Annotated in this window: 25 protein-coding genes; 13 read left to right on the forward strand and 12 right to left on the reverse strand. The window is 73.5% G+C overall.

Features of this window, described 5'->3' with window-relative positions; translation table 11 throughout:
- Window positions 1-181: 181 nt before the first annotated feature.
- Both sucD and sucC read right to left on the reverse strand, forming a co-directional pair.
- Window positions 182-1,069 carry a succinate--CoA ligase subunit alpha gene (gene sucD / locus CHF16_RS03140; RefSeq protein WP_089324365.1) on the reverse strand — a complete coding sequence of 296 codons (888 nt, stop codon included), beginning with the start codon at window positions 1,067-1,069 and terminating at the stop codon, window positions 182-184.
- 2 nt (window positions 1,070-1,071) lie between these two features.
- The gene (gene sucC / locus CHF16_RS03145) at window positions 1,072-2,250 is read right to left on the reverse strand and encodes an ADP-forming succinate--CoA ligase subunit beta (protein WP_089324366.1); all 1,179 of its coding nucleotides are present in this window, start codon (window positions 2,248-2,250) and stop codon (window positions 1,072-1,074) included.
- Between the two features lie 298 nt (window positions 2,251-2,548).
- On the opposite strand from sucC, the gene CHF16_RS03150 reads away from it, so the two are divergent.
- Window positions 2,549-4,111: a glycoside hydrolase family 15 protein gene (locus CHF16_RS03150; RefSeq protein ID WP_245868186.1), complete on the forward strand. Its 1,563-nt coding sequence runs from the start codon at window positions 2,549-2,551 to the stop codon at window positions 4,109-4,111.
- Window positions 4,112-4,144: 33 nt separating this feature from the next.
- Here the strand turns inward: CHF16_RS03150 and CHF16_RS03155 are convergent, their stop codons facing one another.
- A complete protein-coding gene (locus tag CHF16_RS03155; protein WP_425427468.1) occupies window positions 4,145-4,891 on the reverse strand; it encodes a TSUP family transporter in 747 nt (248 codons plus the stop codon).
- A gap of 113 nt (window positions 4,892-5,004) precedes the next feature.
- Window positions 5,005-5,550 carry a GNAT family N-acetyltransferase gene (locus CHF16_RS03160; protein ID WP_089324368.1) on the reverse strand — a complete coding sequence of 182 codons (546 nt, stop codon included), beginning with the start codon at window positions 5,548-5,550 and terminating at the stop codon, window positions 5,005-5,007.
- 49 nt (window positions 5,551-5,599) lie between these two features.
- On the opposite strand from CHF16_RS03160, the gene CHF16_RS03165 reads away from it, so the two are divergent.
- The gene (locus CHF16_RS03165; RefSeq protein WP_089324369.1) at window positions 5,600-6,199 is read left to right on the forward strand and encodes a TetR/AcrR family transcriptional regulator; all 600 of its coding nucleotides are present in this window, start codon (window positions 5,600-5,602) and stop codon (window positions 6,197-6,199) included.
- A 20-nt stretch (window positions 6,200-6,219) separates the two neighbouring features.
- A complete protein-coding gene (locus CHF16_RS03170) occupies window positions 6,220-6,714 on the forward strand; it encodes a MaoC family dehydratase (protein ID WP_089324370.1) in 495 nt (164 codons plus the stop codon).
- Window positions 6,715-6,717: 3 nt separating this feature from the next.
- Here CHF16_RS03170 and pcrA read toward each other — a convergent pair whose 3' ends face one another.
- The 4 genes from pcrA to dhaK all read right to left on the reverse strand — a co-directional run bounded on the left by pcrA (window position 6,718) and on the right by dhaK (window position 11,181).
- The gene (gene pcrA / locus CHF16_RS03175) at window positions 6,718-9,018 is read right to left on the reverse strand and encodes a DNA helicase PcrA (protein ID WP_218826511.1); all 2,301 of its coding nucleotides are present in this window, start codon (window positions 9,016-9,018) and stop codon (window positions 6,718-6,720) included.
- A 115-nt stretch (window positions 9,019-9,133) separates the two neighbouring features.
- A complete protein-coding gene (gene dhaM, locus CHF16_RS03180) occupies window positions 9,134-9,520 on the reverse strand; it encodes a dihydroxyacetone kinase phosphoryl donor subunit DhaM (protein WP_089324372.1) in 387 nt (128 codons plus the stop codon).
- The gene (gene dhaL / locus CHF16_RS03185) at window positions 9,521-10,189 is read right to left on the reverse strand and encodes a dihydroxyacetone kinase subunit DhaL (RefSeq protein WP_245868187.1); all 669 of its coding nucleotides are present in this window, start codon (window positions 10,187-10,189) and stop codon (window positions 9,521-9,523) included.
- On the reverse strand, window positions 10,186-11,181 hold the full coding sequence (gene dhaK / locus CHF16_RS03190) for a dihydroxyacetone kinase subunit DhaK (protein WP_089324373.1): 996 nt from the start codon (window positions 11,179-11,181) through the stop codon (window positions 10,186-10,188). The genes dhaL and dhaK overlap by 4 nt, the downstream gene beginning before the upstream one ends.
- A gap of 117 nt (window positions 11,182-11,298) precedes the next feature.
- On the opposite strand from dhaK, the gene CHF16_RS03195 reads away from it, so the two are divergent.
- The 4 genes from CHF16_RS03195 to CHF16_RS03210 all read left to right on the forward strand — a co-directional run bounded on the left by CHF16_RS03195 (window position 11,299) and on the right by CHF16_RS03210 (window position 14,695).
- Window positions 11,299-12,255, forward strand: coding sequence for a nucleoside hydrolase (locus tag CHF16_RS03195; protein WP_281259316.1), 957 nt, complete (start codon window positions 11,299-11,301; stop codon window positions 12,253-12,255).
- 135 nt (window positions 12,256-12,390) lie between these two features.
- Window positions 12,391-13,107: a PIG-L deacetylase family protein gene (locus tag CHF16_RS03200; protein WP_089324616.1), complete on the forward strand. Its 717-nt coding sequence runs from the start codon at window positions 12,391-12,393 to the stop codon at window positions 13,105-13,107.
- A gap of 104 nt (window positions 13,108-13,211) precedes the next feature.
- A complete protein-coding gene (locus CHF16_RS03205; protein WP_089324374.1) occupies window positions 13,212-13,667 on the forward strand; it encodes an SRPBCC family protein in 456 nt (151 codons plus the stop codon).
- Between the two features lie 122 nt (window positions 13,668-13,789).
- Window positions 13,790-14,695 carry a serine hydrolase gene (locus tag CHF16_RS03210; protein WP_089324375.1) on the forward strand — a complete coding sequence of 302 codons (906 nt, stop codon included), beginning with the start codon at window positions 13,790-13,792 and terminating at the stop codon, window positions 14,693-14,695.
- Between the two features lie 91 nt (window positions 14,696-14,786).
- Here the strand turns inward: CHF16_RS03210 and CHF16_RS03215 are convergent, their stop codons facing one another.
- The 3 genes from CHF16_RS03215 to CHF16_RS03225 all read right to left on the reverse strand — a co-directional run bounded on the left by CHF16_RS03215 (window position 14,787) and on the right by CHF16_RS03225 (window position 17,441).
- Window positions 14,787-15,536 carry a DUF4190 domain-containing protein gene (locus CHF16_RS03215; RefSeq protein ID WP_089324376.1) on the reverse strand — a complete coding sequence of 250 codons (750 nt, stop codon included), beginning with the start codon at window positions 15,534-15,536 and terminating at the stop codon, window positions 14,787-14,789.
- Between the two features lie 106 nt (window positions 15,537-15,642).
- On the reverse strand, window positions 15,643-16,284 hold the full coding sequence (locus tag CHF16_RS03220; protein ID WP_089324377.1) for a LuxR C-terminal-related transcriptional regulator: 642 nt from the start codon (window positions 16,282-16,284) through the stop codon (window positions 15,643-15,645).
- Entirely contained in the window at window positions 16,281-17,441 is a 1,161-nt protein-coding gene (locus tag CHF16_RS03225) for an ATP-binding protein (RefSeq protein WP_089324617.1), read from the reverse strand. The genes CHF16_RS03220 and CHF16_RS03225 overlap by 4 nt, the downstream gene beginning before the upstream one ends.
- 217 nt (window positions 17,442-17,658) lie before the next feature.
- Between CHF16_RS03225 and CHF16_RS03230 the strand changes: the two genes are divergently transcribed.
- The 3 genes from CHF16_RS03230 (at window position 17,659) to CHF16_RS03240 (ending at window position 19,975) form a co-directional block, all read left to right on the forward strand.
- Complete coding sequence (locus CHF16_RS03230) at window positions 17,659-18,963, forward strand: PspC domain-containing protein (protein WP_179271366.1); 1,305 nt, start codon at window positions 17,659-17,661, stop codon at window positions 18,961-18,963.
- On the forward strand, window positions 18,956-19,195 hold the full coding sequence (locus tag CHF16_RS03235; RefSeq protein ID WP_143227858.1) for a hypothetical protein: 240 nt from the start codon (window positions 18,956-18,958) through the stop codon (window positions 19,193-19,195). Before CHF16_RS03230 ends, CHF16_RS03235 begins: the two co-directional genes overlap by 8 nt.
- Window positions 19,196-19,270: 75 nt before the next feature.
- On the forward strand, window positions 19,271-19,975 hold the full coding sequence (locus tag CHF16_RS03240) for a TetR/AcrR family transcriptional regulator (protein ID WP_089324380.1): 705 nt from the start codon (window positions 19,271-19,273) through the stop codon (window positions 19,973-19,975).
- A gap of 24 nt (window positions 19,976-19,999) precedes the next feature.
- Here CHF16_RS03240 and CHF16_RS03245 read toward each other — a convergent pair whose 3' ends face one another.
- Window positions 20,000-20,425, reverse strand: a complete 426-nt coding sequence (locus tag CHF16_RS03245) for a cupin domain-containing protein (RefSeq protein WP_089324381.1) — start codon at window positions 20,423-20,425, stop codon at window positions 20,000-20,002.
- A gap of 618 nt (window positions 20,426-21,043) precedes the next feature.
- Here CHF16_RS03245 and CHF16_RS03250 point away from each other — a divergent pair.
- Genes CHF16_RS03250 through CHF16_RS03260 form a run of 3 tightly spaced genes read left to right on the forward strand, consistent with a single transcriptional unit; the run spans window position 21,044 to window position 24,782 of the window.
- Window positions 21,044-21,535, forward strand: coding sequence for a (2Fe-2S)-binding protein (locus CHF16_RS03250; protein ID WP_089324382.1), 492 nt, complete (start codon window positions 21,044-21,046; stop codon window positions 21,533-21,535).
- Window positions 21,532-23,931 carry a xanthine dehydrogenase family protein molybdopterin-binding subunit gene (locus CHF16_RS03255; RefSeq protein WP_089324383.1) on the forward strand — a complete coding sequence of 800 codons (2,400 nt, stop codon included), beginning with the start codon at window positions 21,532-21,534 and terminating at the stop codon, window positions 23,929-23,931. Before CHF16_RS03250 ends, CHF16_RS03255 begins: the two co-directional genes overlap by 4 nt.
- Complete coding sequence (locus tag CHF16_RS03260; RefSeq protein WP_089324384.1) at window positions 23,928-24,782, forward strand: FAD binding domain-containing protein; 855 nt, start codon at window positions 23,928-23,930, stop codon at window positions 24,780-24,782. The genes CHF16_RS03255 and CHF16_RS03260 overlap by 4 nt, the downstream gene beginning before the upstream one ends.
- Window positions 24,783-24,862: the final 80 nt, after the last annotated feature.

The raw sequence follows: 24,862 nt of genomic DNA on the forward strand, positions 1-24,862 counted from the left end.
CTCCATGCTGGCACCCCCGCCGGCCCGCGCCCGGTCCGCGCGCCCGGCGTGTCGCCTTTGTCATCGGGGCTCCCGTCTCCGGAGCCCGCGCGACCGGCGCCCGCGGCCGGAGGGGCGGATGCGAAAGGACGCCCGGGCCGCCGGGGCGGCTCGGGCGTCCTTTCGGTGGTCCCGCGCGGGGTCAGAGGTTCTGCATGATCTCCCGCATGAGGACGGCGGTCTCGCTCGGGGTCTTGCCGACCCGGACGCCGACCTTCTCCAGGGCCTCCTTCTTCGCCTGCGCGGTGCCGGCGGAGCCGGACACGATCGCGCCCGCGTGGCCCATGGTCTTGCCCTCCGGGGCGGTGAACCCGGCGACGTAGCCGACGACCGGCTTGGTCACGTGCTGCTCGATGTAGGCGGCGGCGCGCTCCTCGGCGTCGCCCCCGATCTCACCGATCATCACGATCGCGTCGGTGTCCGGGTCGTCCTGGAACGCCTGGAGGGCATCGATGTGGGTGGTCCCGATGACGGGGTCGCCGCCGATGCCGACGCACGTCGTGAAGCCGATGTCGCGCAGCTCGTACATCATCTGGTACGTCAGCGTCCCGGACTTGGACACGAGGCCGATGCGGCCGGGCGTGGTGATGTCGGCCGGGATGATGCCGGCGTTCGACTTGCCGGGGGACGCGATGCCGGGGCAGTTCGGCCCGATGATGCGGGTCTTGTTGCCCTTCCGCTCGGCGTACGCCCAGAAGTGCGCGGTGTCGTGCACCGGGATGCCCTCGGTGATGACGACGCACAGCGGGATCTCGGCGTCGATCGCCTCGACGACGGCGTCCTTGGTGAACTTCGGCGGGACGAACACGACCGACACGTCCGCGCCGGTCTGCTCCATGGCCTCCTTGACGGTGCCGAACACCGGGAGGGAGGTGCCGTCGAAGTCGACCGACTGGCCGGCCTTGCGGGCGTTCACGCCGCCGACGACCTGGGCGCCGGACGCGAGCATCCGGCGGCCGTGCTTGGTGCCCTCGGAGCCGGTGATGCCCTGCACGATGATCTTGCTGTTCTCGGTGAGCCAGATGGCCATGCTCATGCACCTGCCGCTGCGAGTTCGGCGGCGCGCTCGGCCGCCGCGTCCATGGTGTCGACCTGCTGGACGCCGGGCAGCGCCGCGTCGCTGAGGATCTTGCGGCCGAGCTCGGCGTTGTTGCCGTCGAGCCGGACGACGAGGGGCCGGTCCACGGCCTCGCCGCGGTCGGCCAGGAGCTGGTAGGCGGAGACGATGCCGTTGGCCACGGCGTCGCAGGCCGTGATGCCGCCGAAGACGTTCACGAAGACCGACTTCACGGCCGCGTCGGACAGGACGATCTCCAGCCCGTTCGCCATGACCTCGGCGGACGCGCCGCCGCCGATGTCGAGGAAGTTCGCCGGCTTCTGCCCGCCGAACCGCTCGCCCGCGTAGGCGACCACGTCCAGGGTGGACATGACCAGGCCCGCGCCGTTGCCGATGATGCCGACGCTGCCGTTCAGCTTGACGTAGTTGAGGTCCTTGGCCTTGGCCGCGGCCTCCAGCGGGTCGGCGGCGGCCTTGTCCTCGTACTTCTCGTGGTCCTGGCGGAACCCGGCGTTGTCGTCCAGGGTGACCTTGCCGTCGAGCGCCTTCACCTGGCCGTCGGCGGTGAGGATCATCGGGTTCACCTCGACGAGGGAGGCGTCCTCGTCGGTGAACACGGCCCACAGCCGCTCGATCAGCTCGGCGGCGCCGTCCAGGGCCTGCTCGGGCAGCCGGCCCTGCTCGGCGATGGCGCGGGCCTTGGCCCGGTCGACGCCGTCCAGCGGGGAGACCGGGACCATCGCCAGCCGGTCGTGCGGCACCTCCTCGATCTCCACGCCGCCCTCGACGGAGCAGATGGACAGGAAGGTGCGGTTGGCGCGGTCGAGCAGGAAGGAGAAGTAGTACTCCTGCGCGATCGCGCTGCCCTCCTCGACCAGGACCTTGTGGACCGTGTGGCCCTTGATGTCCATGCCGAGGATCTGGCCGGCGAGCGCCTCCGCCTCGTCGGCGTCGTCGGCCAGCTTCACACCGCCGGCCTTGCCGCGGCCGCCGGTCTTCACCTGCGCCTTGACCACGACCTTCTTGCTGCCCGCGGAGAAGAGCTCTTCCGCGATGGCGCGCGCTTCCTGGGGAGTATGGGCGACCTTGCCGGTGGGCACCGGTACCCCGTACTCGGCGAAGAGTTCCTTCGCCTGATGTTCGAACAGGTCCACGAGGGCGTCCTTAACGGATCGACAGCCAAAGACCACACGAGTCGGCGATCTACACGGGTTTCCGTGCGGCCGGCACTCTGCGGTCCGCTCCGTCGATGCAGCCTAGTCAACCCGCCCTCATGGTGAGGCCGCCGGGTCCATATGTCACCGGTAGTTCTCCCTCGCGGCAGGTGCGGGCGGACCCCAGGTGTCTCATCCTGAGGGGTGGGCACGTAGTGGCTCGTGAGGAGGATGAACCAATTGACGTAGTTTGATGTACTTATTCGCTGCGGCGGGGTGTGGCGAAGGGGGCGAACGGATGGCGATGGCGGAGGAACGGGACGCGTCCCTCACGGCCTCCGTCCGCGCTCGGCCCGACACCGGCGCGACCGCGGTGCCGCCCGCGCGGCGCGGGCCCGAAGGCCGCGGCGCCGGACCCGGAAGCCCCGGCACTCGCGGCCGAGGCCCGCGGTTCGGCTCCCGCAGGCGGTCGGGGGCCCGCAAGGTCCGCCGCGCGACCGCCCTGCTGCTCGCCGCCGCGCTCATCGCGACCGGCGGCGCCACGGCGCCCGAACCCACGGCCGGCTCCGGCTGGGCGAGTCCCGGCCTCGTCGGCGGGGGCGGCTGGCCGTTCTCCGCCGTCCCGCTCTCCCCCGACCAGGCCGAAGGGGCCGCCTACCTGGCGGACAGCTCCGTCGTGCGGCTCGCGGACGGGCGGGTCCGGCTGATCCCGTCCGGCGGCGACACGCCCATCACGGTGGACGCGTCCGATCCGCGCGTTGCCAGAGCCGTCCGGTCCGACAACGCCTGGCTCTCGCAGGGCACCATCCCCACTGGCGGGCAGGGCCAGACCTACCGCGACATGGCGGCGCGCGCGCTGCTCGATCTGCGGCTCCTGACCCGCCCGAACGGGGCGTCTCTCGCCTCCTGGTACAGCAAGTGGCGGTACTCCTGGCCGCGCGACTCGGCGTTCACCGTTGCCGCGTTCACCGTCACCGGGCATCCGTCGGAAGCCCGCCGCGTCCTGCGCTTCCTCGCGCGCGCGCAGAACGACAGCGGTATGTGGGCCGCGCGCTACCACGCCGACGGGACGGCGGTCGCCGACGGCCGCGTCCCGCAGCTCGACTCGCTCGGCTGGGTGCTGTGGGCGGCCTGGTTCTACCGGGTGCAGGCCGGCGCCTCCGACGAGCTGCCCGAGCTGTGGCCGATGGTGCGGCGCGCCGCCGACCACCTGGCCCGCTCGCTAGACGCCGAGGGCCTGCCGCCCGCCTCGTCCGACTACTGGGAGCGCGACCCGGGCCGCGAGCAGGACCCGCGCCGCCCCACGCTCGGCGTCGTCGGCCCCGTGCTGGCGGGCCTGCGGGCCGCCGCCGACCTCGCGGTGATGCGCGGCGAGACCGTCAGGGCCGGCGAGTGGCGGAGCGCGGCGCAGCGGGTCTCCGACGCCGTGGCCAGGCAGTTCGCGCCCTACGGCTACCCGCGCTCGCCCGTCCCCGGCGGCCTGATGGACACCTCGGTGACGTTCCTCGCTCCGCCGTTCGCGCCCGGCGAGCCCGGGATCACCGCCGCGATCGGCGACGCCGCCCGCAAGCAGGCGCTGCCGAACGGGGGCGTGCTGCCGGGCGAGCGCTGGTCCGGCACCCCGGACGTCGCCTGGACCCCGGAGACGGCCCTGTTCGGGCTGAACGCCGCCGCGTCCGGCCGGACGGAGGAGGCGCTGTCCCGGCTGAGCTGGCTCGCGGCGCACCGCACGTCCCTCGGCGTCCTGCCGGAGAAGGTCGGCCCGGCCGGCAGGCCCGCCGGCCCGGCGCCGCTCGGCTGGACGGCGTCGCTCGTCCTGCTCAGCCTGTCGGCACTGGAGCACCCGCTGCCCGTCCCGTAGCCGGGCCGCCGGCCCCTGGCCGAACTGCTCGCCCTAGCCGAACTGCTCGTAGGCGAGTTTCGCGACGAGCACCGCGACCACGCACAGCAGGATGACGCGGATGAACCCGGCGCCGCGCTTGATCGCCATGCGGGCGCCGAGCTGCGCGCCGGCCGCGTTGCCCGCGGCCATGCCCAGCCCGACCGCCCACAGCACGTGCCCCTGCGCCGCGAAGACGAGCAGCGCCCCCAGGTTCGTGCACGCGTTGATGATCTTGGACGTGGCGGACGCGTCGACGAAGTCCATGCCGAGCAGCGCGGTGAACGCCACGACCAGGAACGTCCCGGTGCCGGGGCCGACGAGCCCGTCGTAGAAGGCGATGGCGACGCCGGGGACGAGCACCGCGGCGGCGACCCGGCGGCGGGTCCGCAGCACCGGCCGCGGCGCCCGGCCGAGATCGGGCTTCAGCACCACGATCGCGGCCACCGACAGCAGCACGACCATGATGACCGGCTTGAGGACCTCCGAGGAGATCACCGTCGCGCACAGCGCCCCGCCCGCCGCGCAGCACACCGCGAGGACCCCCGCCGGGACGGCGACGCGGACGTCCGGCTTGGCCCTGCGCGCGTAGGCGACGGCGGCCGACGCCGTGCCCGCGATCGAGCCGAGCTTGTTGGTGGCGAGCGCCGCGGCGACCGGCTGGCCCGGGTTGGCCAGCAGCAGCGCGGGCAGCTGGATCAGCCCGCCCCCGCCCACCACCGCGTCGACCCAGCCGGCCGCGACGGCGGCGGCCAGCAGCATGAGGACCTGCTCGGCGTGCACGGGGACTCCCGGGGGTAAGGAGTGAACTTGAGATCACTCGTTACCCTAGCGGTGCGCCCGGACGCGTCACGAAGCCCGGTCACCGGAGCCGGTCACGACGCAGGCCACTCGTCGGCGAGGACGGCCCAGACCTGGACGTCCCTGCGCTCACCGCCCAGCGTGAACGCCTGGCGACGCACCCCCTCGCAGGTCATGCCGAGGCGCTCCGCGACCGCCGCGCTCGCGGTGTTGCGCGGATCGCACAGCCACTCGGCCCGGTGCAGGCCCCGCACACCGAACGCCCAGTCGATCATGTGGCGGACGGCCGTGGTGACCAGCCCCCGCCCGCGCGCCCCGGCCGCGAGCCAGACGCCCACCTCGCAGGTGCCCTGGACGGCGTCGAACGTCCGGAAGAGCGTCCCGCCCTGGAGGGCGCCGCCGACCCAGATGCCGTAGATGCGCCCTCGATCGGCGGCCTGCTTGTCCGCGTACGCCTGGAGGAAATCCCGGGCCGTCTCGTCGTCCACGACCGTCCGCGCCCACGGGATGTACTCGGCGATGTCGGCGCGGACGTCCCGCGCGTGCTCGGCGAACTCCGCCGCCTGCCACGGTTCCAGCGGGCGGAGCTCGGCGCCGTCGGCGAGCGTGAGGGCGAACATCGGGCCTCCAGGGAGTACATACCGAACGTTTGTTATGTACCCTACGGGAATGCCCGCCCGAGGTGACCACGACGCCCGCCGCCGGGACGTGTCCGAGGCCGTCTGGCGCGTCCTCGCCGAGCACGGCTTCGGCGGGCTGACCCTGCGCGCCGTCGCGGCCGAGATGGGCGCCTCCACCGGCCTGCTCACGCACTACTTCCCGAACAAGAGGGCGCTCGTCGCGCACGCGCTCGACGTGGCGGACGAGCGCACCGCGAACCGCCCCTTGCACACCGCCCGGCCGGGCCTGCCCGCCCTGCGCGCCGCCCTTCTGGACGTCCTGTGCCTCACCCCCGCCGCCACGGCCATGAACCGGGTGTGGGTCAGCTCCTGGGACGCCTCGCTCGCCGACCCCGACCTCGCGGCCCGCCAGAAGGACCGCTACGACGCCTGGCGCCGCCGCCTCCGCCCGCACGTCGCGGAGGCGATGGCGCGCGGCGAACTGCCCGCCTCCCGCGACGCGGACGAGGTCGTCGCGTCCGCCGCCGCCTTCGCGCACGGGCTCGTCGTGCACGCCCTGTTCGACCCGGCCGCCTTCCCGCCCGACCGCCAGACCGCCATGCTCGACGCCTTCCTGGCGTCCCTGGCACCGCCCTCCCCGGCGGGCTGAGGACGCGCGATGCTGGAGGCATGACGATCACCACGCGGGCCCTCGGCGCCGACTTCCCCACCCCGATCGACGACCGCTACTTCGAGGACTACAAGGAGGGCTCGGTCTACGAGTACGGCCACGTCACCCTGGACGAGGACGAGATCATCGAGTTCGCCCGCCGGTTCGACCGGCAGCCGATCCACATCGACCCGGAGTTCGCCGCGACCGGCCCGTTCGGCGGCATCATCGCCAGCGGCTGGCACACCGGCTCGATCATGATGCGGCTGTTCGCCGACCACTTCCTGTCCAGCGTCGCGAGCCTCGCCTCCCCCGGCGTGGACGAGCTGCGCTGGCCGGCGCCCGTCCGCCCCGGCGACTCCCTCCGGCTGCGCGTCGCCGTGCTGGAGGCGCGCCCGTCCCGCTCCAAGCCGGACCGCGGCATCGTCCGCACCCGCGCCGAACTGCTCAACCAGGACGACCAGGTCGTCCTGGACACCCTCCCGATGAACCTGCTGCGCCGCCGCCCCGCCTGACGCTCAGAGCTTCTCGATGGTGGCGAAGCGGAGGACGAGCGTGCGGACGCCGTACTCGCCGCCGAAGTCGATGCTGGCCTTCTCCCCGCGGTCGTAGACCGAGACGACGGTGCCGAGGCCGAACGCGTCGTGGGTGACCTTGTCGCCCGGGGAGAGGGACGGCACCGGCCGGTTCCCCGGCGAGCGGGTCCCGGGCCGCTCCGCCATGCGCGACATCGCCGGGCTGGACGCCGAGGACGACTCGCGCTCCCACTCGACGAGGCTCTTCGGGACCTCGCCGAGGAACCGGGACGGCGGGTTCACCTGCGGCGCGCCCCACGAGCTGCGCATCGCCGCGCGGGAGACGTAGAGGCGCTGCCGGGCGCGGGTGATGCCCACGTAGGCGAGGCGGCGCTCCTCTTCGAGCTCCTTGGGGTTGCTCATGGCGCGCAGGTGCGGGAAGACGCCGTCCTCCATCCCGGTGAGGAACACCACCGGGAATTCGAGGCCCTTCGCGGTGTGCAGGGTCATCAGGGTGACGACGCCGTGCTCGTTCTCCTCGGGCTGCTCGCCGGGCGGGACGGGCCCGCCCTTGGCGCCGCCGGGGATGGAGTCGGCGTCGGCGACCAGCGCGACCTGCTCCAGGAACTCGGGGAGGCGGCCCTCGGCGGACTCGCCGTCGAGGCGCTCCTCGAACTCTCGGGCGACGGCCTCCAGCTCCTGGAGGTTCTCGACGCGGGTCTCGTCCTGCGGGTCCTTGGAGTTCTGCAACTCCTCCAGGTAGCCGCTGGCCTTGAGGACCTCGGCGATCAGGTCGGCGGGGGTGAGCGACTCGGCGGCGGCGCGCAGCTCGTCCAGCAGGGTGACGAACTCGCGGACGGCGTTGATCGAGCGGGTCGCCATGCCGGGGACGTCCTCGGGCACGCGGAGCGCCTGCCAGAACGAGATGCGCTCGCGGGACGCGTACGCCTCCACGCAGGCTTCGGCGCGGTCGCCGATGCCGCGCTTCGGCACGTTCAGGATGCGGCGCAGGGAGACGGTGTCCTCGGGGTTGGCGAGGCAGCGCAGGTAGGCGAGCGCGTCGCGGATCTCCTTGCGCTCGTAGAACCGGACGCCGCCGACGACCTTGTACGGCAGCCCGACCCGGATGAACACCTCTTCGAAGACGCGGGACTGGGCGTTGGTGCGGTAGAACACGGCGACGTCGCCGGGACGGGCGTCGCCCTCGTCGGTGAGCCGGTCGACCTCGTGGGCGACGAACGCGGCCTCGTCGTGCTCGTTGTCGGCCACATAGCCGGTGATCTTGTGGCCCTCGCCCTGGTCGGACCACAGCTTCTTGGGCTTGCGGTCGGCGTTGCGCTCGATCACCGCGTTGGCCGCGGACAGGATCGTCTGCGTGGAGCGGTAGTTCTGCTCCAGCAGGATCGTGGTGGCGTCCGGGTAGTCGCGCTCGAACTCCAGGATGTTGCGGATCGTCGCGCCGCGGAACGCGTAGATCGACTGGTCGGCGTCGCCGACGACGCACAGCTCCGCCGCGCCGAGCCCCTCGCCGTCGCCGTACCCATCGCCGCCGCCGTCGGCCGGGCCGCCGGAGATGGGCGCGGTCAGCTCGCGGACCAGCTCGTACTGCGCGTGGTTGGTGTCCTGGTACTCGTCGACGAGGACGTGCCGGAACCGGCGCCGGTAGTGCTCGGCGGCCTCCGGGAACACCTGGAGCAGGTTGACCGTCATCATGATCAGGTCGTCGAAGTCCATGGCGCCGGCCTGCTGGAGCCGCGCCTGGTACATCTCGTACGCCTCGGCGAGCGTCTGCTCCATGTGCGTGGAGGCGCGGTCCTTGAACGTCTCGTAGTCGATCAGCTCGTTCTTCAGGTTGGAGACCTGGGCGCTGAACGACTTCGGCGGGTACCGCTTCGGGTCGAGGTCGAGCTCGCGGCAGACCAGCGCCATCAGCCGGTTCGCGTCGGCCTGGTCGTAGATCGAGAAGCTCGTGGGGAAGCCGAGGCGCTTGGCCTCGCGGCGCAGGATCCGCACGCACGCGGAGTGGAACGTCATCACCCACATGGCGCGCGAGCGCGGCCCGACGAGGGCGTCGACGCGCTCCTTCATCTCGGCGGCGGCCTTGTTGGTGAAGGTGATCGCGAGGATCTGGCCGGGGTGCACGTCCCGCTCGGCGAGCAGGTGCGCGATGCGGTGGGTGAGCACCCGGGTCTTGCCCGAGCCGGCGCCCGCGACGATCAGCAGGGGGCCGCCGGAGTGCACGACGGCGGCGCGCTGCTGCGGGTTGAGGCCATCGAGCAAGGGGTGAGCTTCGGTCTTCGACATCACGTGCGAGTCTACGGCGCGGCGCCGACGGTTTCGGCGCGTCCGCGACACCGGCCGCGGCGGGCCGCAGGCCGCGCCGCGTCCCGCCACGGCCCGGGTCGGGACGTTCCGCGGGTCAGGACGTCTTGCGGTGGTCGCGGGCGGACTCGGCGGCGGCGTGGACGGCGGCGAGGTCCGCGCCCGTCGCGGCCATGGACGCGGCGGCGACCGCGCCCTCGACCAGGGGCGCGTCGGCGAGCAGGACGTCGTCGCCGCCGGCGTCCTCGATGAGCATCTTGGCGGTGAGGACGGAGCTGCCGAGGTCGGCGAGCAGCACCACGCCGTCGCCGTCGTTCGCGGTGGCGACGGCCTGCTCGACCAGGTCGATGCTGGTCCCGAGGCGGCCCTCGGCGTCGCCGCCGGCGGGTTCGACGACGGCCTTCCCGACGCCCATCGCGCGGGCGACCTCGGCGGCGCCCTCGGCGAGCGTCGCGCTGTGCGAGATGAGCACGATGCCGACCATTCAGCCCTCCCCCGTCACATCGGCGAGCGCCCCGAGCAGGAGCGCGGTGGACGCGGCGCCCGGGTCCATGTGCCCGACGCTGCGCTCGCCCAGGTAGCTCGCGCGGCCCTTGCGGGCCCGCATCGGGACGGTGTCCTCCGCGCCCGTGACGGCCGCATCGGCGGCGGCGCGCACGCACCCGGCGAGATCGGCCCCGTCCGCGAGCGCCGCCTCGTAGGCCGCGACCGCCGGGGCGAGCGCGTCGACCATGGTCTTGTCGCCGTCGGCGGCCTTGCCGAGGTCGCGGACGCCGTCCAGCGCGGCCCGCAGCGCCCCGCCGAGCGCGGCGGCGTCCACGTCGGCGGCGTCGCCGAGGGACTTGCCCGCGCGGCGCAGCGCCGTCCCGTAGAGGGGACCGGACGCCCCGCCGGTCTTGGACACGATGGCCCGCCCGGCGGCGATCAGCACCTTGCCGGGCGGCGCGCCGTCCGGGAGGGCCTCGACGGCCGCACGGAAGCCGCGGTCGAGGTTGTGGCCGTGGTCGCCGTCGCCGATGGCGGCGTCCAGCCGGGTGAGCCGCTCGGCGTCGGCGGCGACCCGTTCGGCGGCGTGCCGGATCCAGGAGGCGAGGCCGTCCGCGTCCAGCGAGACCCCGTCCGCCGGGCCGGAGTCCGTCGAGCCCGCGTTCACCGGCCCCACCGGAGCCCGGGGGTCTCGACGGGCGCGTCCCAGAGGCGGGTCAGCTCGGGCGTCATCCGGCAGACGCTGATCATGCAGCCGGCCATCTCCAGGCTCGTGACGTACGGGCCGACCAGGCGCCGAACGACGGTCGCGCCGTGCCCCTCCAGCCACTCGGCCGCCGCCGCGTAGGCGATGTACTGCTCGATCAGCGGGGTGCCGCCCATCCCGTTCACCAGCACCAGGACCTCGGACCCCGACAGCGGCATGTCCGCGTCGATCGCGGTGAGCGAGGCGGCCGTGATCTCCGCGGCCGTGCCGATCTCGGCGCGCTCCCGGCCGGGCTCGCCGTGGATGCCGATGCCGAGCTCCATCTCGTCCTCGCCGAGCTCGAACGTGGGCGTCCCGGCGGCGGGCACCGTGCAGGGCGAGATCGCGACGCCGAACGACCGGCTGCGCTCGTTCACCTCCCGCGCGACCCCCGCGACCGCGTCCAGCGCCGCGCCCTCCTCGGCGAGCGCGCCGGCGATCTTCTCCACGAACAGGGTCGCGCCGGTGCCGCGCCGCCCGGCGGTGAACGTGCTGTCCTCGACGGCGACGTCGTCGTTGATGATGACCGAATCGACCTCGATGTCCTCGTCCTCGGCGAGTTCGGCCGCGAGCTGGAAGTTCATGACGTCGCCGGTGTAGTTCTTCACCAGGTGCACCACCCCGGCGCCGCCGTCCACGGCCATCGTCGCCGCGATGATCTGGTCGGGGACGGGTGAGGTGAACACCTCGCCGCAGCAGGCCGCGTCCAGCATGCCGTGGCCGACGAAACCGGCGTGCAGCGGCTCGTGGCCGGACCCCCCGCCCGACACCAGGGCGACCTTTCCGGACCGGGGCGCGTCCGCCCGCACGACCGTGCCGTTCTCCGGATCGACGTTCAGCGAAGGATGCGCGGCGGCGAGGCCGCGCAGCGCGTCGGAGACCACGTCCGCCGGGGCGTTGATGAGTTTGCGCATGTCTCTTGCTCTACCCCGGTGCGGCGCCGCGTCCCAGGCCCAATCGCCGGACGGTCCGCGATCTTCGGCGTCCGGCCGCGCCTGGAGGGCGTACGGGTTCGCGTATAGGTTTCGGTCGTGACCAAGAGACCCGCGATCCTCTACGACTGCGACACCGGCATCGACGACGCGATGACGCTGCTCTACCTGGCCTCGCTGGTCCGGGCAGGCGAGGCGGAGCTGGCGGCGGTCGGCACGGTGCACGGCAACATCGACCCGCTGACCGGGGCGCTGAACACGCTGCGCGTGCTGGAGGCGGCCGGGATCACCGAGGGCGTCCCGGTCGCGGTGGGCGCGGACCGGCCGATGGCGCAGGACGTCCACTACGCGCTGGACTGGCACGGGACGGACGGTCTCGGCGACACCCACCTGCCCGAGCCTGCCGGGCGGCCGGTCGCCGAGCCCGCCCCGGCGCAGATCGTCCGGCTGGCGCGCGAGCGGCCCGGCGAGCTGACGCTGCTGGCGACCGGCCCGCTGACGAACCTCGGCGCCGCCCTGCTGCTGGACCGCGAGCTGCCCTCGCTCGTCCGCGAGGTCGTCGTCATGGGCGGCGCGTTCGACCACCCGGGCAACATCACCACGCACGCCGAGGCGAACATCTGGCACGACCCGGAGGCCGCCGACCTGGTGTTCGCGGCGGACTGGCCGGTCGTGCTGGTGCCGCTGGACGCCACGCACCCGACCGCCGTCCACGACGACTGGCTCGACCGGCTCGCCGCGCACGACGGCGAGGTCGCCGCCTTCGCCGCGCGCATCCTGAAGTTCTACGAGGTCGCCTACACGCCGACGCTGAAGCGCCGGGGCGCGGTCATCCACGACGCCCTCGCCGCGATGCTGGCCGTGGACCCGGACCTCGGCGAGTACGCGCACCGGCCCGTCCGCGTGGAGCTGCGGGGCGAGCTGACGCGCGGCACGACCGTGTGGGACGCGCGGTCGCTGCCCGCCGAGGACACCCGCCGGCCGGTGAAGGTCGCCGTCGGCAGCGACGTGGCGGCGTTCCAGGAACGCCTTCTCGCGGCGCTGACCTCGTTCTGAACCCCCGAGCGCGCGGAAGTCCGATCTCCGGGCGTGCCCGGACGGTTCGCGGACCTTATTGTTGAATCCGTGACCAACGTTCTGGACGACAATGAGCCGAGCGGAGCTCGTCCGTTGAATGGCGGCGGGCGGGGGCTGGAGGACGGGCTGCAGCGAGTCCTCGCCGTGATGGCGCACCCCGACGACGTCGACTTCGGCGCGGCCGGGACCGTGGCGGGCTGGACGGACCGGGGCATCGAGGTCGTCTACCTCATGGTGACCGACGGCGACGCGGGCGGCTTCGACGACGCGGTCTCCCGGGCGGACATGGCGGCGCTGCGCCGGGAGGAGCAGCGCGCGGCGGCCAAGTGCGTCGGGGTGACCGACGTCCGGTTCCTCGGCTACCCGGACGGGCGGGTCGAGGCCACCCTGGACCTGCGCCGCGACATCGCCCGGGTGATCCGGCAGGTGCGGCCGGACCGGGTGCTGATGCCGAGCCCGGAGCGCAACTACGAGCGGATCTACCCGAGCCACCCCGACCACCGGGCGGTCGGCTCGGCCGCGCTCGACGCCGTCTACCCCGATGCCCGCAACCCGTACGCGTTCCCGGAGCTGCTCGCCGAGGAGGGCCTGGAGGCGTGGACGGCGCGGGAGGTGTGGATCACCGGCGGCCCCGTCGTGAACCACTACGTCGACATCACCGACCGCTTCGAGCGCAAGGTGAACGCGCTGCGGGCGCACGCGAGCCAGACCGCGCACATGGGCGACGGGCTGCCGGAGATGCTGCGCGGCTGGCTGGGAGCCAACGCCGCGGCGGCGGGCCTGCCGGAGGGCCGGCTGGCCGAGTCCTTCCAGGTCGTCGACACCGCCTGAACGCACCCCCAAATTTTGGTCACGCTATAAATCCGGCTCATCACAAGCCGTAATTAGCCGCAGATCGGGCATGTACCCCACGTGACGGAACACGGGGGGTTGTCATGCCGCATGAGATCGAGGCCACCGCCAGGTCCACCGCCGAACCGGAAGTGATCTTCAAGCACCTGTGCCTCGCCGAGGCGTGGGGCGAGTGGGGCGGCTTCTGGCTCCGCGCGCGGCGCGAGGCCGACGGGACCGAGCACCCGAACGGGATCGGGGCCGTCCGGTCCGTCCCGCCCTGGCGCGAGGAGGTCGTGGCCTGGGACCCGCCGCGGCACTACGGCTACGTCGCCCGCACCGGCCCGCCGCGCCGCCGCGCGCTCGTCGACGTGACCCTGGAGCCGCAGCACGGCGGAACGCTGATCCGCTGGCGCGGCGAGGTCGAGGGCTTCCCGGGGACCGGCCCGTTCACGCGGGCGGCCCTGCGCCGCCGGTTCGGGACGTACGCGCGCCGCGTCGCCCGGCACGCCGAGCGCTGCGAACCCGGCTGCCCTGCCCGGCTGCCCGGCGTGCTCTAGGCACTCCGCACCATCACCCGGCGCACTCCGCGCCGCCCGGCGCACCGCGCGCCGTCCAGCGCACTGCGCACACCATCCGCGCACTGCGCACCATCACCGGTCGCACGAATTCGGGGGGATCGATGCGACGCCACATCATCGTGCTCGCCCTGGCCGCGGGCGCCACCGGGGCGGGGCTCACCGCCCACTGGCTCGTCGCGGACGCACCGCAGCGCAAGAGCGGCGCGACCGTCGGCGCCAAGGAAGCGGTCGAGCCCGGACGGGAGGCCGCCGTGGCGAACGAGCGGCGGACCCGCCCGTTCGACCGGACGGCGCTGACCTTCGCCGTCCGCGACTACCTCGGCACCCGTCCGGGCAGGGCGGGGATCATGGCCACCGACCTGCGCACCGGGCTGTCGTTCGGGCAGAACGAGAACGGCCGGTTCGTCAGCGCCAGCGTCATGAAGGTCGACATCCTGTCCAGCCTCGTCCTGCGGCACCAGCGCGGGCGCGACGCGCTGACGCGGGGGCAGCGGGACCTCGCCGGGCAGATGATCCGGGAGAGCGACAACTCGGCGGCGGACGCGCTGTACTCCGCGGCCGGCGGCAGCGGCGGCGTCAGGAAGGCCAACCGGAGCCTCGGCCTGAAGAACACGACGCCGTTCGCCGGGTCATGGGGATCGTCGCTGACGACACCGGCCGACCAGGTGCGCCTGCTGCGGACCCTCGTGTCGGACAGCAGCCCCATCAAGCCGGCGAACCGCCGGTACATCCTGGGGCTGATGGGCTCGGTGGTGAAGGAGCAGGCGTGGGGCGTCAGCGCGGCGGCCCGTCCGGGCGAGAAGGTGGCGCTGAAGAACGGATGGACGCCGGTCCGCCGTCAGGGGCACGGCTGGACGGTGAACAGCGTCGGCCGCATCACCGGACGCGACCACGACTTCCTGGTCGCGGTGTGCAGCGGGGAGAGCCCGACGATGGAGAAGGGCGTGGCCACGGTCGAGCAGGTGGCCGAGATGGTCGTGAGCACGATGCGGGACTCGCATCCGTGAGCCGGCGGGGTTCGCGCGGGGCCTCCGGAGCGGTCACGGGGGTCCCGCGGGCCCGGGCGGCGGGCCGGCCGCCCGGCGGACGCCGGGTACGTCAGGGCCGTACCGGCCGGGTGAGCTTCACGCCCTCGCTCGCCGCGACGATCACGCAGGTGACGGTGCGGTCGCCCTGCCGCCACGACTCGTCCGTGGGGTAGTAGTAGGAGTTCCCGAGGCGGCTCCCCGCGGGGTCGCGGTCGATGCGCGCCCGGGTGCGGATCTTGCAGCCGTCCGACGCCCGGCGCTGCAGCTCCGACTCCGGCGGCATGATCGAGCCGGTCAGCCGGAAGACGGCCGCCACCTCGCCGTCGTGCGGCCCGGTGCACGGCACGATCTTCACGCTCTCGACCTCGACCGGCTCGGCGCCGGCCGGGTTGGACGCGGTCGCGGCGTCGTTGATGCAGTCGCCGACCTTCATCTTCTGCGCGTCCACCGTCTGCGTCCTGCTCTGCGTCGGCCGCGGCAGGGCGCCGCCGTCGGACGATGAGTCGCTGGCGGCGGCCGCGATGCCGATGACGACGGCGCTGACGAGCCAGAGCGAGGACAGGACGATGCCGCCGATCGCGAGCCCGCGGCCGCGGCCGCCGTTGCGGCCGATCTGGCTCAGCGCGATCGCCCCGAGGATGATCCCGAGGACGCCGAGGCAGCCGAGCAGGCCGGTGATGAAGGCCGCGACCGCGAGCCCGTTGGTGGACTCGTTGCGGTACGGGGAGCCGCCGTACCCGGGCGGCCCGGGAGGCGCCGGAGGAGGCTGGAAAGGGGGTTGGGGACCCGGGTACCCGGACCCGGGGGGAGGATATGTCATGACCAGCGACTGTATCGGGCACCAAGACACGTTTGCGGCGAAATGATCACCGCGCGGACGGCGGCCCCCGGTGGTCAGACGAGGCGGTGGTCAGACGAGGCGGCGATCAGACGAGGCGGCGGGCGGCGGCCCAGCGCGACAGCTCGTGCCGGTTCGACAGCTGGAGCTTGCGCAGCACGCTGCTCACGTGCGTCTCGACCGTCTTCACCGAGATGAACAGCTCCTTGGCGATCTCCTTGTAGGCGTAGCCGCGCGCGATCAGCCGCAGCACGTCCCGCTCCCGCTGGGTGATCTGGTCGAGCTCGGGGTCCACCGCCGGGACGTCGGACGCGGCGAACGCGTCCAGCACGAACCCGGCCAGCCGCGGCGAGAACACGGCGTCGCCCTCGGCGACCCGGCCGATCGCGTCCGTCAGCTCCGGGCCCGAGATCGTCTTGGTGACGTAGCCGCGCGCCCCGCCGCGCACGACCCCGATCACGTCCTCCGCCGCGTCCGACACCGACAGCGCGAGGAACTTGGACGGGACGGCGCCGTGCAGCCGGCGCAGCACCTCGATCCCGCCGCCGCCCGGCAGGTGGACGTCCAGCAGGACCACGTCCGGCCGCGCCTCGCGGATCACCGCCACCGCCTCGTCGACGTCGCCCGCCTCCCCGACGATCTCGACGCCCCCGCCCAGCTCGGCCTTCACGCCGGTCCGGAACATCTGGTGGTCGTCCACGAGGACGACCCGCTTCAGAGCCTCAGTCATGGTTTCTTGATCTCCAGCCGAACCTCGGTGCCCTCACCGGGAGCGGTGCGGACGGTCGCCTTGCCGCCGTTGCGCTCCATACGTCCGATGATGGACCCTCGGACGCCCATCCGGTCCGCCGGGACCGCGTCGAGGTCGAAACCCTTGCCCCGGTCGCGGACGAAGATGGCGATCTCGTCCCCCGCCACCTCCGCGTACACCGACACCGACGGCGCCTCCGCGTACTTCGCGGCGTTCACCATCGCCTCCCGCGCGGCCTGCAGCGCCGCGCCGAGCCGCTCGTCCAGCGAGGCGTCGCCCACGCAGACGACCTCGATGGGCACGCCGTGGTCGTCCTCGACCTCGCCGGCGGCCTCCCTGATCGCCGCGGCGAACGTCAGGTCGGGGTCGGCGCGCGGCTCGTAGAGCCAGGTCCGCAGCGTCCGCTCCTGGGACCGGGCGAGCCGCTGCACCTCGCGCGTGTCGTGCGCGTTCCGCTGGATCAGCGTCAGCGTGTGCAGCACCGAGTCGTGGATGTGCGCGGCCAGCTCGGCGCGCTCCTGGGAGCGGATGCGCTCGTGCCGCTCGGAGTCCAGGTCCTGCCAGAGCCGCACCACCCACGGGGTCACGATCACCGCGACCCCGGTCAGGATGATCAGCATGGCGACGATCACGGACCGCGCCTGCGCGGCGTCCACGTTCTGCACGACGACGCCGCCGATGCCGCCGACGACCAGCAGCAGCCCGAGCAGGCTGCGCAGCCACCGCTGGCGCAGCGGCAGCGTCCACCGCTGCCGCTGGTCGCGGTCGGCCTGCTGCCACAGGATCGCGGCGCCGATCCCGCCGACGGCGAACGGCCACAGCGCCCACTGGACGACCCCGGCCGCGCTCCACGGCAGCAGCGACAGCCCCAGCGTGACGGCCGTGTAGGCGAGCAGCTGGCCCCAGTCGCGGCCGCGCCGCCCCCCGGCGGGCACGGCCGCCGTGGCGCCGTCCGCCGGCGGCTTCTCGGCCACCGGCACCAGGATCCAGAACGCGGCGTACGCGGCGACTCCGAGGCCGCTCGCCACCGTCAGCAGCACGAACGCGCCCCGGACGAGCACCACGTCGAGGCCGAGGTGCGAGGCCAGCCCCCGGCACACCCCGGCCAGCAGCCTGCCCTCGGCCGCGCGCTCCAGGCGCGGGACCGGCACCGGCGCGGGGTCCGGGCGCCCGGCCGCCTCCGCGTCCACCGCTTCCCGGCTCACCGCCGCCCTTCCCTCGGAACTCCCACGTCACCGATCGTCACACGCCGCGGGCCGGAGCGCATCAGGGACGTACCCCGGTCCCGGGTCAGGGTCGGATCAGGGACGTCCCCGATACCCCGCGCGGCGGGCGGAGGGCCACCATATGGGCATGGGCATGGCAGGCATGGACAGTGACCGGGCGACGCGGGAGCGGACGGAACCGGGCTATCCGCGGCTGGCGCGGGTCGCCGACCGGCGGCTCCTCGCCGGTGTGTGCACCGGCCTCGGCCGCCACACCGGCATCGACCCGGTCGTCTTCCGGGTGGGCTTCGCGATCCTCGTGCTGGCGCACGGGCAGGGGGTCCTCCTCTACATCGTGGCGGCGCTGCTGATGCCCGCGAGCCCCGGCGAGTCGTCGCTGGCGGAGCAGCTGTTCCGGCGGTGGTTCGACGCGCAGGCCGTCCTGGCGGTCCTCGGCGCGCTGCTGTGCGTCGGCGTCGCGTTCAGCCTGTTCGGCGGGGCCTACACCGACACGATCGCCGTCCTGGTGGTGTTCGGGCTGGTGCTGCTGGTGGCGCACTCGCGGGGCACGGACCTGGTCGCCGTCGCGCGGTCGGTCCCCGAGCGGCTCGCCGGGCACCCGCCGGAGCCGTCCGCGGCGTGGGAGCGGCCGGGGCCGGGCGGCGTACCGCCGGGCACGGGCGTGTCGCTCGACAAGGACGCCTCCGGGGAGCGGTGGACGGGCGGCGGGCTGCCCGCGGGCATGATCGACCTGGCCGAGTACTCCGCCGCCCACGCCGACGCGGCCGCCGGGGACGTGCCCGCGGCGGAGGCCGGGCGGGAGGCGTCCCGGAAGCAGGGATGCGGCCGGTCGCCCGCGGCGACGATCACGCTGCTGGCCGCGATGGCGGCGGGCGCGGCGCTGATCCCCGTCGCCGGCGGGTATCCGGCGCCCGACTCGTGGCTGATCGTCATGGCGCCCGCGCTCGCGGCCATCGGGCTCGGCCTGGTCGCCGGCGGCTGGTTCCGCACGCGCGGCCTCGCCACGGCGGGCACCCTGCTGACCTTGAGCATGCTGACCACGACCGTGGCGGGGGACATGCCGCGAAACGCCGAGTACGGGAGCGTGGGCTGGCGCCCCACCGACGTGTCGCAGACGGACCACACCTACAAGATCGGCCTCGGCCAGGGCGACCTGGACCTCACCGCGCTGCCGATCGCGCCCGGCCAGCGCGTCACCATCGACGCGCAGGTGCTCGTCGGCGCGCTGGCGGTCACCCTGCCGCCCTCGGCCCGGATCGACCTGGACGCGCGGATCGCGCTCGGCGACCTGCGCGTGCAGAACCGGACGACGAGCGGGCCCAACGCCAAGCTCACCGAGGTGCTCGAACCGGAGACGAAGGGCGGGAACCCGCCGGTGATCGAACTGCGGATACGCGGGAAGGTCGGAGACGTGGACGTGCACCGTGGCTGAGCGGCGGGAAGCCGGACAGGGGAAGGGCGACGTGCGGCGGTACCGGTTCGATCCGGCGGGCCCGGTGACGGGGGTGTTCTTCCTCGCCCTCGCGGGGCTGTTCCTCGCCGAGGGGCTCTCGGACGAGCGGATCCTGCCCGGGACCGTGCTGGCACCGGTGATCCTCATCGGCCTCGGCCTCGTCGGGACCGTCCGGGTCCTGACCCGCGGGCGCCGCCGGCACCTGCGCTGATCCGCCGCCGAGGATCGCGAAGTAGGGTGATCCCCAAGGCAGGCGAGCGAGCGGATCTGCGGGGAGCGGGTTTCGATGACGGGGCAGACCGGGGCGCCCGACGCGGGCTGCGCGGACGTGCTGCCCGGGTCGCGGTCCGCGCTCGACCCCGACCGCGCCATCAAGCCCGGACGGCACGGCCTCTCCCCCGAGACCGTCGCCGGGATCCAGCGGGGACGGCTGATCGACGCGTTCGTCCAGGTCGTCTCCGAGCGCGGGTTCGCGCACACCACGATCAGCCGGGTCACCGAGGCCGCCGGCGTCACGAAGAAGACGTTCTACGCGCACTTCACCGACCTGGACGAGTGCTTCCTCGCCGCCTACCGGCGCGGCATGGACATCCTGCTCGGCCGCATGACGCAGGCGTACGAGGCGGCGCCGAGCCGGCCGGACGGCATCCACGCTGCGCTGCGCACCCTGCTCACCGCGCTGGCCCGCGAGCCCCGGTTCGCGCGGGCGTCGCTGGTGGAGGCGAACGCGGCGGGCCCGCAGGTCCGGCAGGCGCGGCTGGAGGACCTCGCCCGGTTCCGCGCGTTCTTCACCGGCCCGTCGCTGCCGCCCGTCCCGGTCGCGGTGGTCGACGCGATCGTCGGCGGCGTCTACAGCGCGATCCACGTCCAGATGGAGACGGGCGACCCGGCGGAGCTGCCGTCGCTGCTGCCGTCGCTGACCTACTTCGCGCTGCTGCCGCTCATCGGCCGGGAGGCGGCGTCCCGCTACCTCACCGACCGGCCGCGCTGAGGCGGGGCGTCCGGCCCGGCGGTCTCAGGGGATCTCGGGAGCCTCCGCGGCGGCGTGCAGGCTGACGGCGAAGGCCGGGCCGGGGTTCGTCAGCGCCTGCGGCCCGCCGTGCACCCGCACCCGGTTGGCGCGCAGCGGCCGCTCGGTGACGCCGCGCTCGGTCATCGTGACGGCGGCCAGCTCGCCCGCGACGAGGGTGCTGACGCCGCCGCGGACGGTACCGCCGTGGCCGGGCGGCCAGGTCGTCAGCCAGACGCCGCCGCCCAGCGGGACGTCCCGCGGGCGGCCCGCGTCGAACCGGGCGAGCCCCCACCACTCGTCGGGGCGTCCCGCCAGGTCCCGGACGCGGGCGGCGAGCTGCCCGGCGGTCGGCGGGCGGACGGCGACGGTACGGCCGTGCGGGTCGTCCTGGCCTCGCATGGTGATGTCGGGAACCACGGAGAGGTCCATGGGAAGAAGGGTCCTTCGTGTATGTGCGCGTGACTGCGCGCGTGTGCGGATGCCGGGCCGGTGCGAACGGTTCAGCGACAACAACACGAAGGACACGGCGCACAGGCCGCGCGGCGCGGGGCCGCGGGGCTGCTGGTCGACACCTGGGTCGACGGGCGCTCGGTCACGAGCACAAGGAGACACTCGGTCACCGGCCGTTGTCAAACCGATCACCGCGTGTCCGCACACTTCCCGCGGGTCGGCGGCCGATGAGCGGCCGGCGGCGGCTGATGAGCGCTCGGCGGCCGATGAGCCCTCAGCGGCTGATGAGCACGTAGACGATCCCGCTGAGCACCAGCGTCACGGCCAGCGAACCGAGGCAGCCAAGGCGAGACGAGGAGAAGAGGAACATAACGGCCCCTTACCCCGAAGGTTCCGTTTCGCGTGCGATAACGACCATCGTTGCATCAGACGTCGGTAAATAAGCGATGCCGGGGTCTAGTACGGAATTCAACCGCGGCATAGGTTCGGAGCGTCGCCTTCCACGGAGGTGGCCCCGATGACGTGGCCCGACCAGCGCGCCCCGCCCTGGGGATCGTTCTCCATGTCCACCCCGAGACGTCCCTGGGAGAGAAACGCATGCCACGTATCCGTGTCGAGGTCGACGGGACGACGTACGAGGACGACGTCGAACCGCGCCTCCTTCTGGTCCACTATCTGCGCGAACGGCTGGGAAAGGTCGGGACCCCGATCGGGTGCGACACCAGCAACTGCGGAGCCTGCACCGTCCTGATGGACGGACTGAGCGTCAAGAGCTGCTCCGTGCTGGCCGTCCAGGCGGACGGCCGCGACGTCACGACCGTCGAGGGCCTCGGCCTGGACGGTGAGACGCACCCGATGCAGCGGGCCTTCCACGAGGAGCACGCGCTCCAGTGCGGCTACTGCACGCCGGGCATGATCATGGCGTCGCTCGATCTGCTGCGGGAGAACCCCGACCCGTCCGAGGAGGAGGTCCGGGAGGGGCTCGAGGGCAACCTGTGCCGGTGCACGGGGTACCAGAACATCGTCAAGGCGGTGCGGCGGGCGGCGAGCGAGATGCGCGAGCCCGCCGGACGGGAGGTGACGCCGTGACCGTGCAGGAGGTCGGCAGCCCGCGCAAGCGGTCGGAGGACGCCCGGCTCATCACGGGGCGCACCCGGTGGACCGACAACATGACCCCCGCGGGCACGCTGCACGTGGCGTTCCTGCGCAGCCCGATCGCGCACGCGCGGATCTCGGCCGTCGACACGTCCCAGGCGAGGAAGAGCCCCGGCGTGGTCGCCGTGTTCAGCGGGCGCGACCTCGCCGAGGAGCAGGGGTCGCTGCCGTGCGCGTGGGTCGTCACCGAGGACATGAAGCACCCGGACCATCCGCCCATGGCGGTGAGCGAGGTGCGCTACGTCGGTGAGCCCGTGGCGTGCGTCGTCGCCCGCGACAAGGCCGCCGCCGTGGACGCCCTGGAAGAGATCGACGTCGACTACGAGCCGCTGCCCCCGGTGGTGGACATGGAGGCCGCACTGGCCGACGGCGCCGACCTCGTCCACGACGACCTCGGGACGAACAAGTCCTACACGTGGGTGTTCGAGAACGGGGACCTCGACGCCGCGATGAGGGACGCCCCGGTCGTCATCGAGCGCCGCTACGTCCAGCAGAGGCTCATCCCCACGGCGATGGAGCCGCGGTCGGTGCTGTGCGTCCCGGAGGGTGACGAGTTCACGCTGTACTCGGCGACGCAGATCCCGCACATCCTGCGGCTGATGCTGGCCACGGTCACCGGCATCCCCGAGCACCGGATCCGGGTCGTCGCGCCGGACGTCGGCGGCGGCTTCGGCTCCAAGCTCCAGGTGTACGGGGAGGAGGTCCTCGCGCTGCTGCTGGCCCGCAGGCTCGGCCGGCCCGTCAAGTGGACGGAGACGCGCAGCGAGGGCAACATGACCGTCCACCACGGGCGCGACCAGATCCAGCGGCTCACGCTCGCGGCCGACCGGGACGGCCGCATCCGCGGCCTGAAGGTGGACCTGCTGGCCGACATGGGCGCGTACCTGATGCTGGTCACGCCGGGCATCCCGCTGCTGGGCGCGTTCATGTTCAACGGCATCTACAAGATGGACGCGCTGTCGTTCACCTGCACGGGCGTCTTCACGACGAAGATGCCCACGGACGCGTACCGGGGGGCTGGCCGTCCCGAGGCCACGTACGCGATCGAGCGGCTGATGGACGAGCTGGCCAACGAACTGGGCATGGACCCCATCGAGGTGCGGCGCCGCAACTGGATCAAGCACGAGGAGTTCCCGTACGAGACGATCGCGGGCCTCACCTACGACTCGGGCAACTACGAGGCGGCGACGGACAAGGCGCTGGAGCTGTTCGAGTACGACAAGCTGCGCGCCGAGCAGGCCGACCGGCGGGACCGGCAGGACCCCGTCCAGCTCGGCATCGGGGTGTCGACGTTCACCGAGATGTGCGGGCTCGCGCCCTCGCGCGTGCTGGGGTCCCTCTCCTACGGTGCGGGCGGCTGGGAGCACGCGGCGGTGCGCGTTCTGCCGTCCGGCAAGGTCGAGGTGGTCACGGGTTCGTCCGCGCATGGGCAGGGCCATGAGACGGCCTGGGCGCAGATCACCGCGGACAGGCTCGGCGTCCCGTTCGAGGACGTGAAGGTCCTGCACGGCGACACGGCGATCTCGCACAAGGGCATGGACACCTACGGGTCCCGTTCGCTGGCCGTGGGCGGGGTCGCGCTGTTCTCCGCCTGCGAGAAGGTCGTCGACAAGGCCCGCAAGGTCGCCGCGCACCTGCTGGAGGCGTCCGAGCAGGACCTGGAGTTCAGCGGCGGACGCTTCAGCGTGCGCGGCGTCCAGCAGGAGGGCAAGACGCTGCAGGAGGTCGCGCTGGCCGCGTTCGCCGCGCACGACCTGCCGGACGGCATCGAACCCTCCCTCGACTCCGACGCCACGTTCGACCCGGACAACTTCTCCTTCCCGCACGGCACGCACCTGTGCGCGGCGGAGGTCGACACCGAGACCGGCATGGTGAAGATCCGCAAGTACGTGGCCGTCGACGACGTCGGCAAGGTCGTCAACCCGCTCATCGTGGAGGGCCAGGTCCACGGAGGGCTCGCGCAGGGCATCGCGCAGGCGCTCTACGAGGAGGCCGTGTACGACGACGAGGGCAACCTGACGACGACCACCATGGCCGACTACCTCATCCCGTCGGCGATGGACCTGCCGACGTTCACGACCGACCGCACGGAGACGGCGGCCACGTCCAACCCGATGGGCGTGAAGGGCGTCGGGGAGGCGGGCACGATCGCCTCCACCCCGGCCGTCGTCAACGCGATCGTGGACGCGCTGCGCCCGCACGGCGTCCACGACGTGCCGATGCCGTGCACACCCGAACGCGTCTGGCGCGCGCTGCGCGCCGAAGCCACGCCCGCGGCCGCCGAACCGGGCCCCGGCGGCGGCCTCGGCTCGGCCGGAGGTGACCTGTGATCCCCGCGACGTTCGACTACGCGCGGCCCGCCACGGTCGACGACGCCGTCAGGGCGCTGTCGGACGCGGGCGAGGACGCGAAGGTGCTGGCCGGCGGGCAGAGCCTGATGCCGCTGCTGCGGATGCGGCTCGCCATCCCGGACGCGCTGGTCGACCTGGACCGGCTCGACGGGCTGCGCGAGATCCGCGACGCCGGCGACGCGATCGTCATCGGCGCGATGGCGACGCACCACCAGGTGATGCGCGACCCGCTGGTCCGCGAGCACGCCCCGCTGATCGCCGTGACGACGGAGACGGTCGCCGACCCGGCGGTGCGGCACCGCGGCACGTTCGGCGGGTCGCTCGCCCACGCCGACTCGGCGGCCGACCTGCCCGCGGTCGCGCTGGCGCTGGACGCGGTGCTGCTCGTCCGGTCCGTGCGCGGCGAGCGGGAGATCCCCGCCGCCGAGTTCTTCGTCGACTGGATGACGACGGCGATGGAGCCGGACGAGCTGCTCGTCGGCGTGCGCGTGCCGAAGCTCGGCGCGGGCTGGGGCGTGCACTACGAGAAGTTCCACCGGACGGCGCAGGCGTGGGCGATCGTCGGCGTCGCGTGCGCCGTCCACCGCGACGGCGGCGGCATCGCGGACGCGCGGGTCGCGCTGAGCAGCATGGGTCCGGTGCCCGTGCGGGCGAGCGCGGTCGAGACCGCCGTCCGGGGCGGGCCCGCGTCCGAGGACGCGTACCGCACCGCCGCCGCGCAGGCCGCGGCCGGCACCGAGCCGCCCACCGACCTGCACGGGTCGTCGGAGTACCGGGCGCATCTGGCGACCGTGCTCACCGCGCGGGCGCTGGCGGCCGCCGCCGGCTGACCGGCGCCGGCCGCCCGGAGCCGCGAGCATGCGGCCGGGTCCCGTCGCCCCGGGACCCGGCCGCATGATCGCCCCCGCAC

Origin of the sequence: Actinomadura meyerae (assembly GCF_900188445.1) — a bacterium.
Taxonomy (GTDB): domain Bacteria; phylum Actinomycetota; class Actinomycetes; order Streptosporangiales; family Streptosporangiaceae; genus Spirillospora; species Spirillospora meyerae.

Bases quoted from the DNA above. Each gene is read 5' to 3' on its own strand.
- CHF16_RS03230 (WP_179271366.1), top strand. From the start codon at position 17,659: ATGGGCATGGCAGGCATGGACAGTGACCGGGCGACGCGGGAGCGGACG.
- CHF16_RS03250 (WP_089324382.1), top strand. From the start codon at position 21,044: ATGCCACGTATCCGTGTCGAGGTCGACGGGACGACGTACGAGGACGAC.
- CHF16_RS03205 (WP_089324374.1), top strand. From the start codon at position 13,212: ATGCCGCATGAGATCGAGGCCACCGCCAGGTCCACCGCCGAACCGGAA.
- CHF16_RS03170 (WP_089324370.1), top strand. From the start codon at position 6,220: ATGACGATCACCACGCGGGCCCTCGGCGCCGACTTCCCCACCCCGATC.
- CHF16_RS03155 (WP_425427468.1), bottom strand. From the start codon at position 4,891: ATGCTGCTGGCCGCCGCCGTCGCGGCCGGCTGGGTCGACGCGGTGGTG.
- CHF16_RS03215 (WP_089324376.1), bottom strand. From the start codon at position 15,536: ATGACATATCCTCCCCCCGGGTCCGGGTACCCGGGTCCCCAACCCCCT.
- CHF16_RS03220 (WP_089324377.1), bottom strand. From the start codon at position 16,284: ATGACTGAGGCTCTGAAGCGGGTCGTCCTCGTGGACGACCACCAGATG.
- CHF16_RS03245 (WP_089324381.1), bottom strand. From the start codon at position 20,425: ATGGACCTCTCCGTGGTTCCCGACATCACCATGCGAGGCCAGGACGAC.
- sucD (WP_089324365.1), bottom strand. From the start codon at position 1,069: ATGGCCATCTGGCTCACCGAGAACAGCAAGATCATCGTGCAGGGCATC.
- pcrA (WP_218826511.1), bottom strand. From the start codon at position 9,018: ATGTCGAAGACCGAAGCTCACCCCTTGCTCGATGGCCTCAACCCGCAG.
- CHF16_RS03210 (WP_089324375.1), top strand. From the start codon at position 13,790: ATGCGACGCCACATCATCGTGCTCGCCCTGGCCGCGGGCGCCACCGGG.
- CHF16_RS03160 (WP_089324368.1), bottom strand. From the start codon at position 5,550: ATGTTCGCCCTCACGCTCGCCGACGGCGCCGAGCTCCGCCCGCTGGAA.
- CHF16_RS03150 (WP_245868186.1), top strand. From the start codon at position 2,549: ATGGCGATGGCGGAGGAACGGGACGCGTCCCTCACGGCCTCCGTCCGC.
- dhaK (WP_089324373.1), bottom strand. From the start codon at position 11,181: ATGCGCAAACTCATCAACGCCCCGGCGGACGTGGTCTCCGACGCGCTG.
- CHF16_RS03165 (WP_089324369.1), top strand. From the start codon at position 5,600: ATGCCCGCCCGAGGTGACCACGACGCCCGCCGCCGGGACGTGTCCGAG.
- CHF16_RS03240 (WP_089324380.1), top strand. From the start codon at position 19,271: ATGACGGGGCAGACCGGGGCGCCCGACGCGGGCTGCGCGGACGTGCTG.
- dhaM (WP_089324372.1), bottom strand. From the start codon at position 9,520: ATGGTCGGCATCGTGCTCATCTCGCACAGCGCGACGCTCGCCGAGGGC.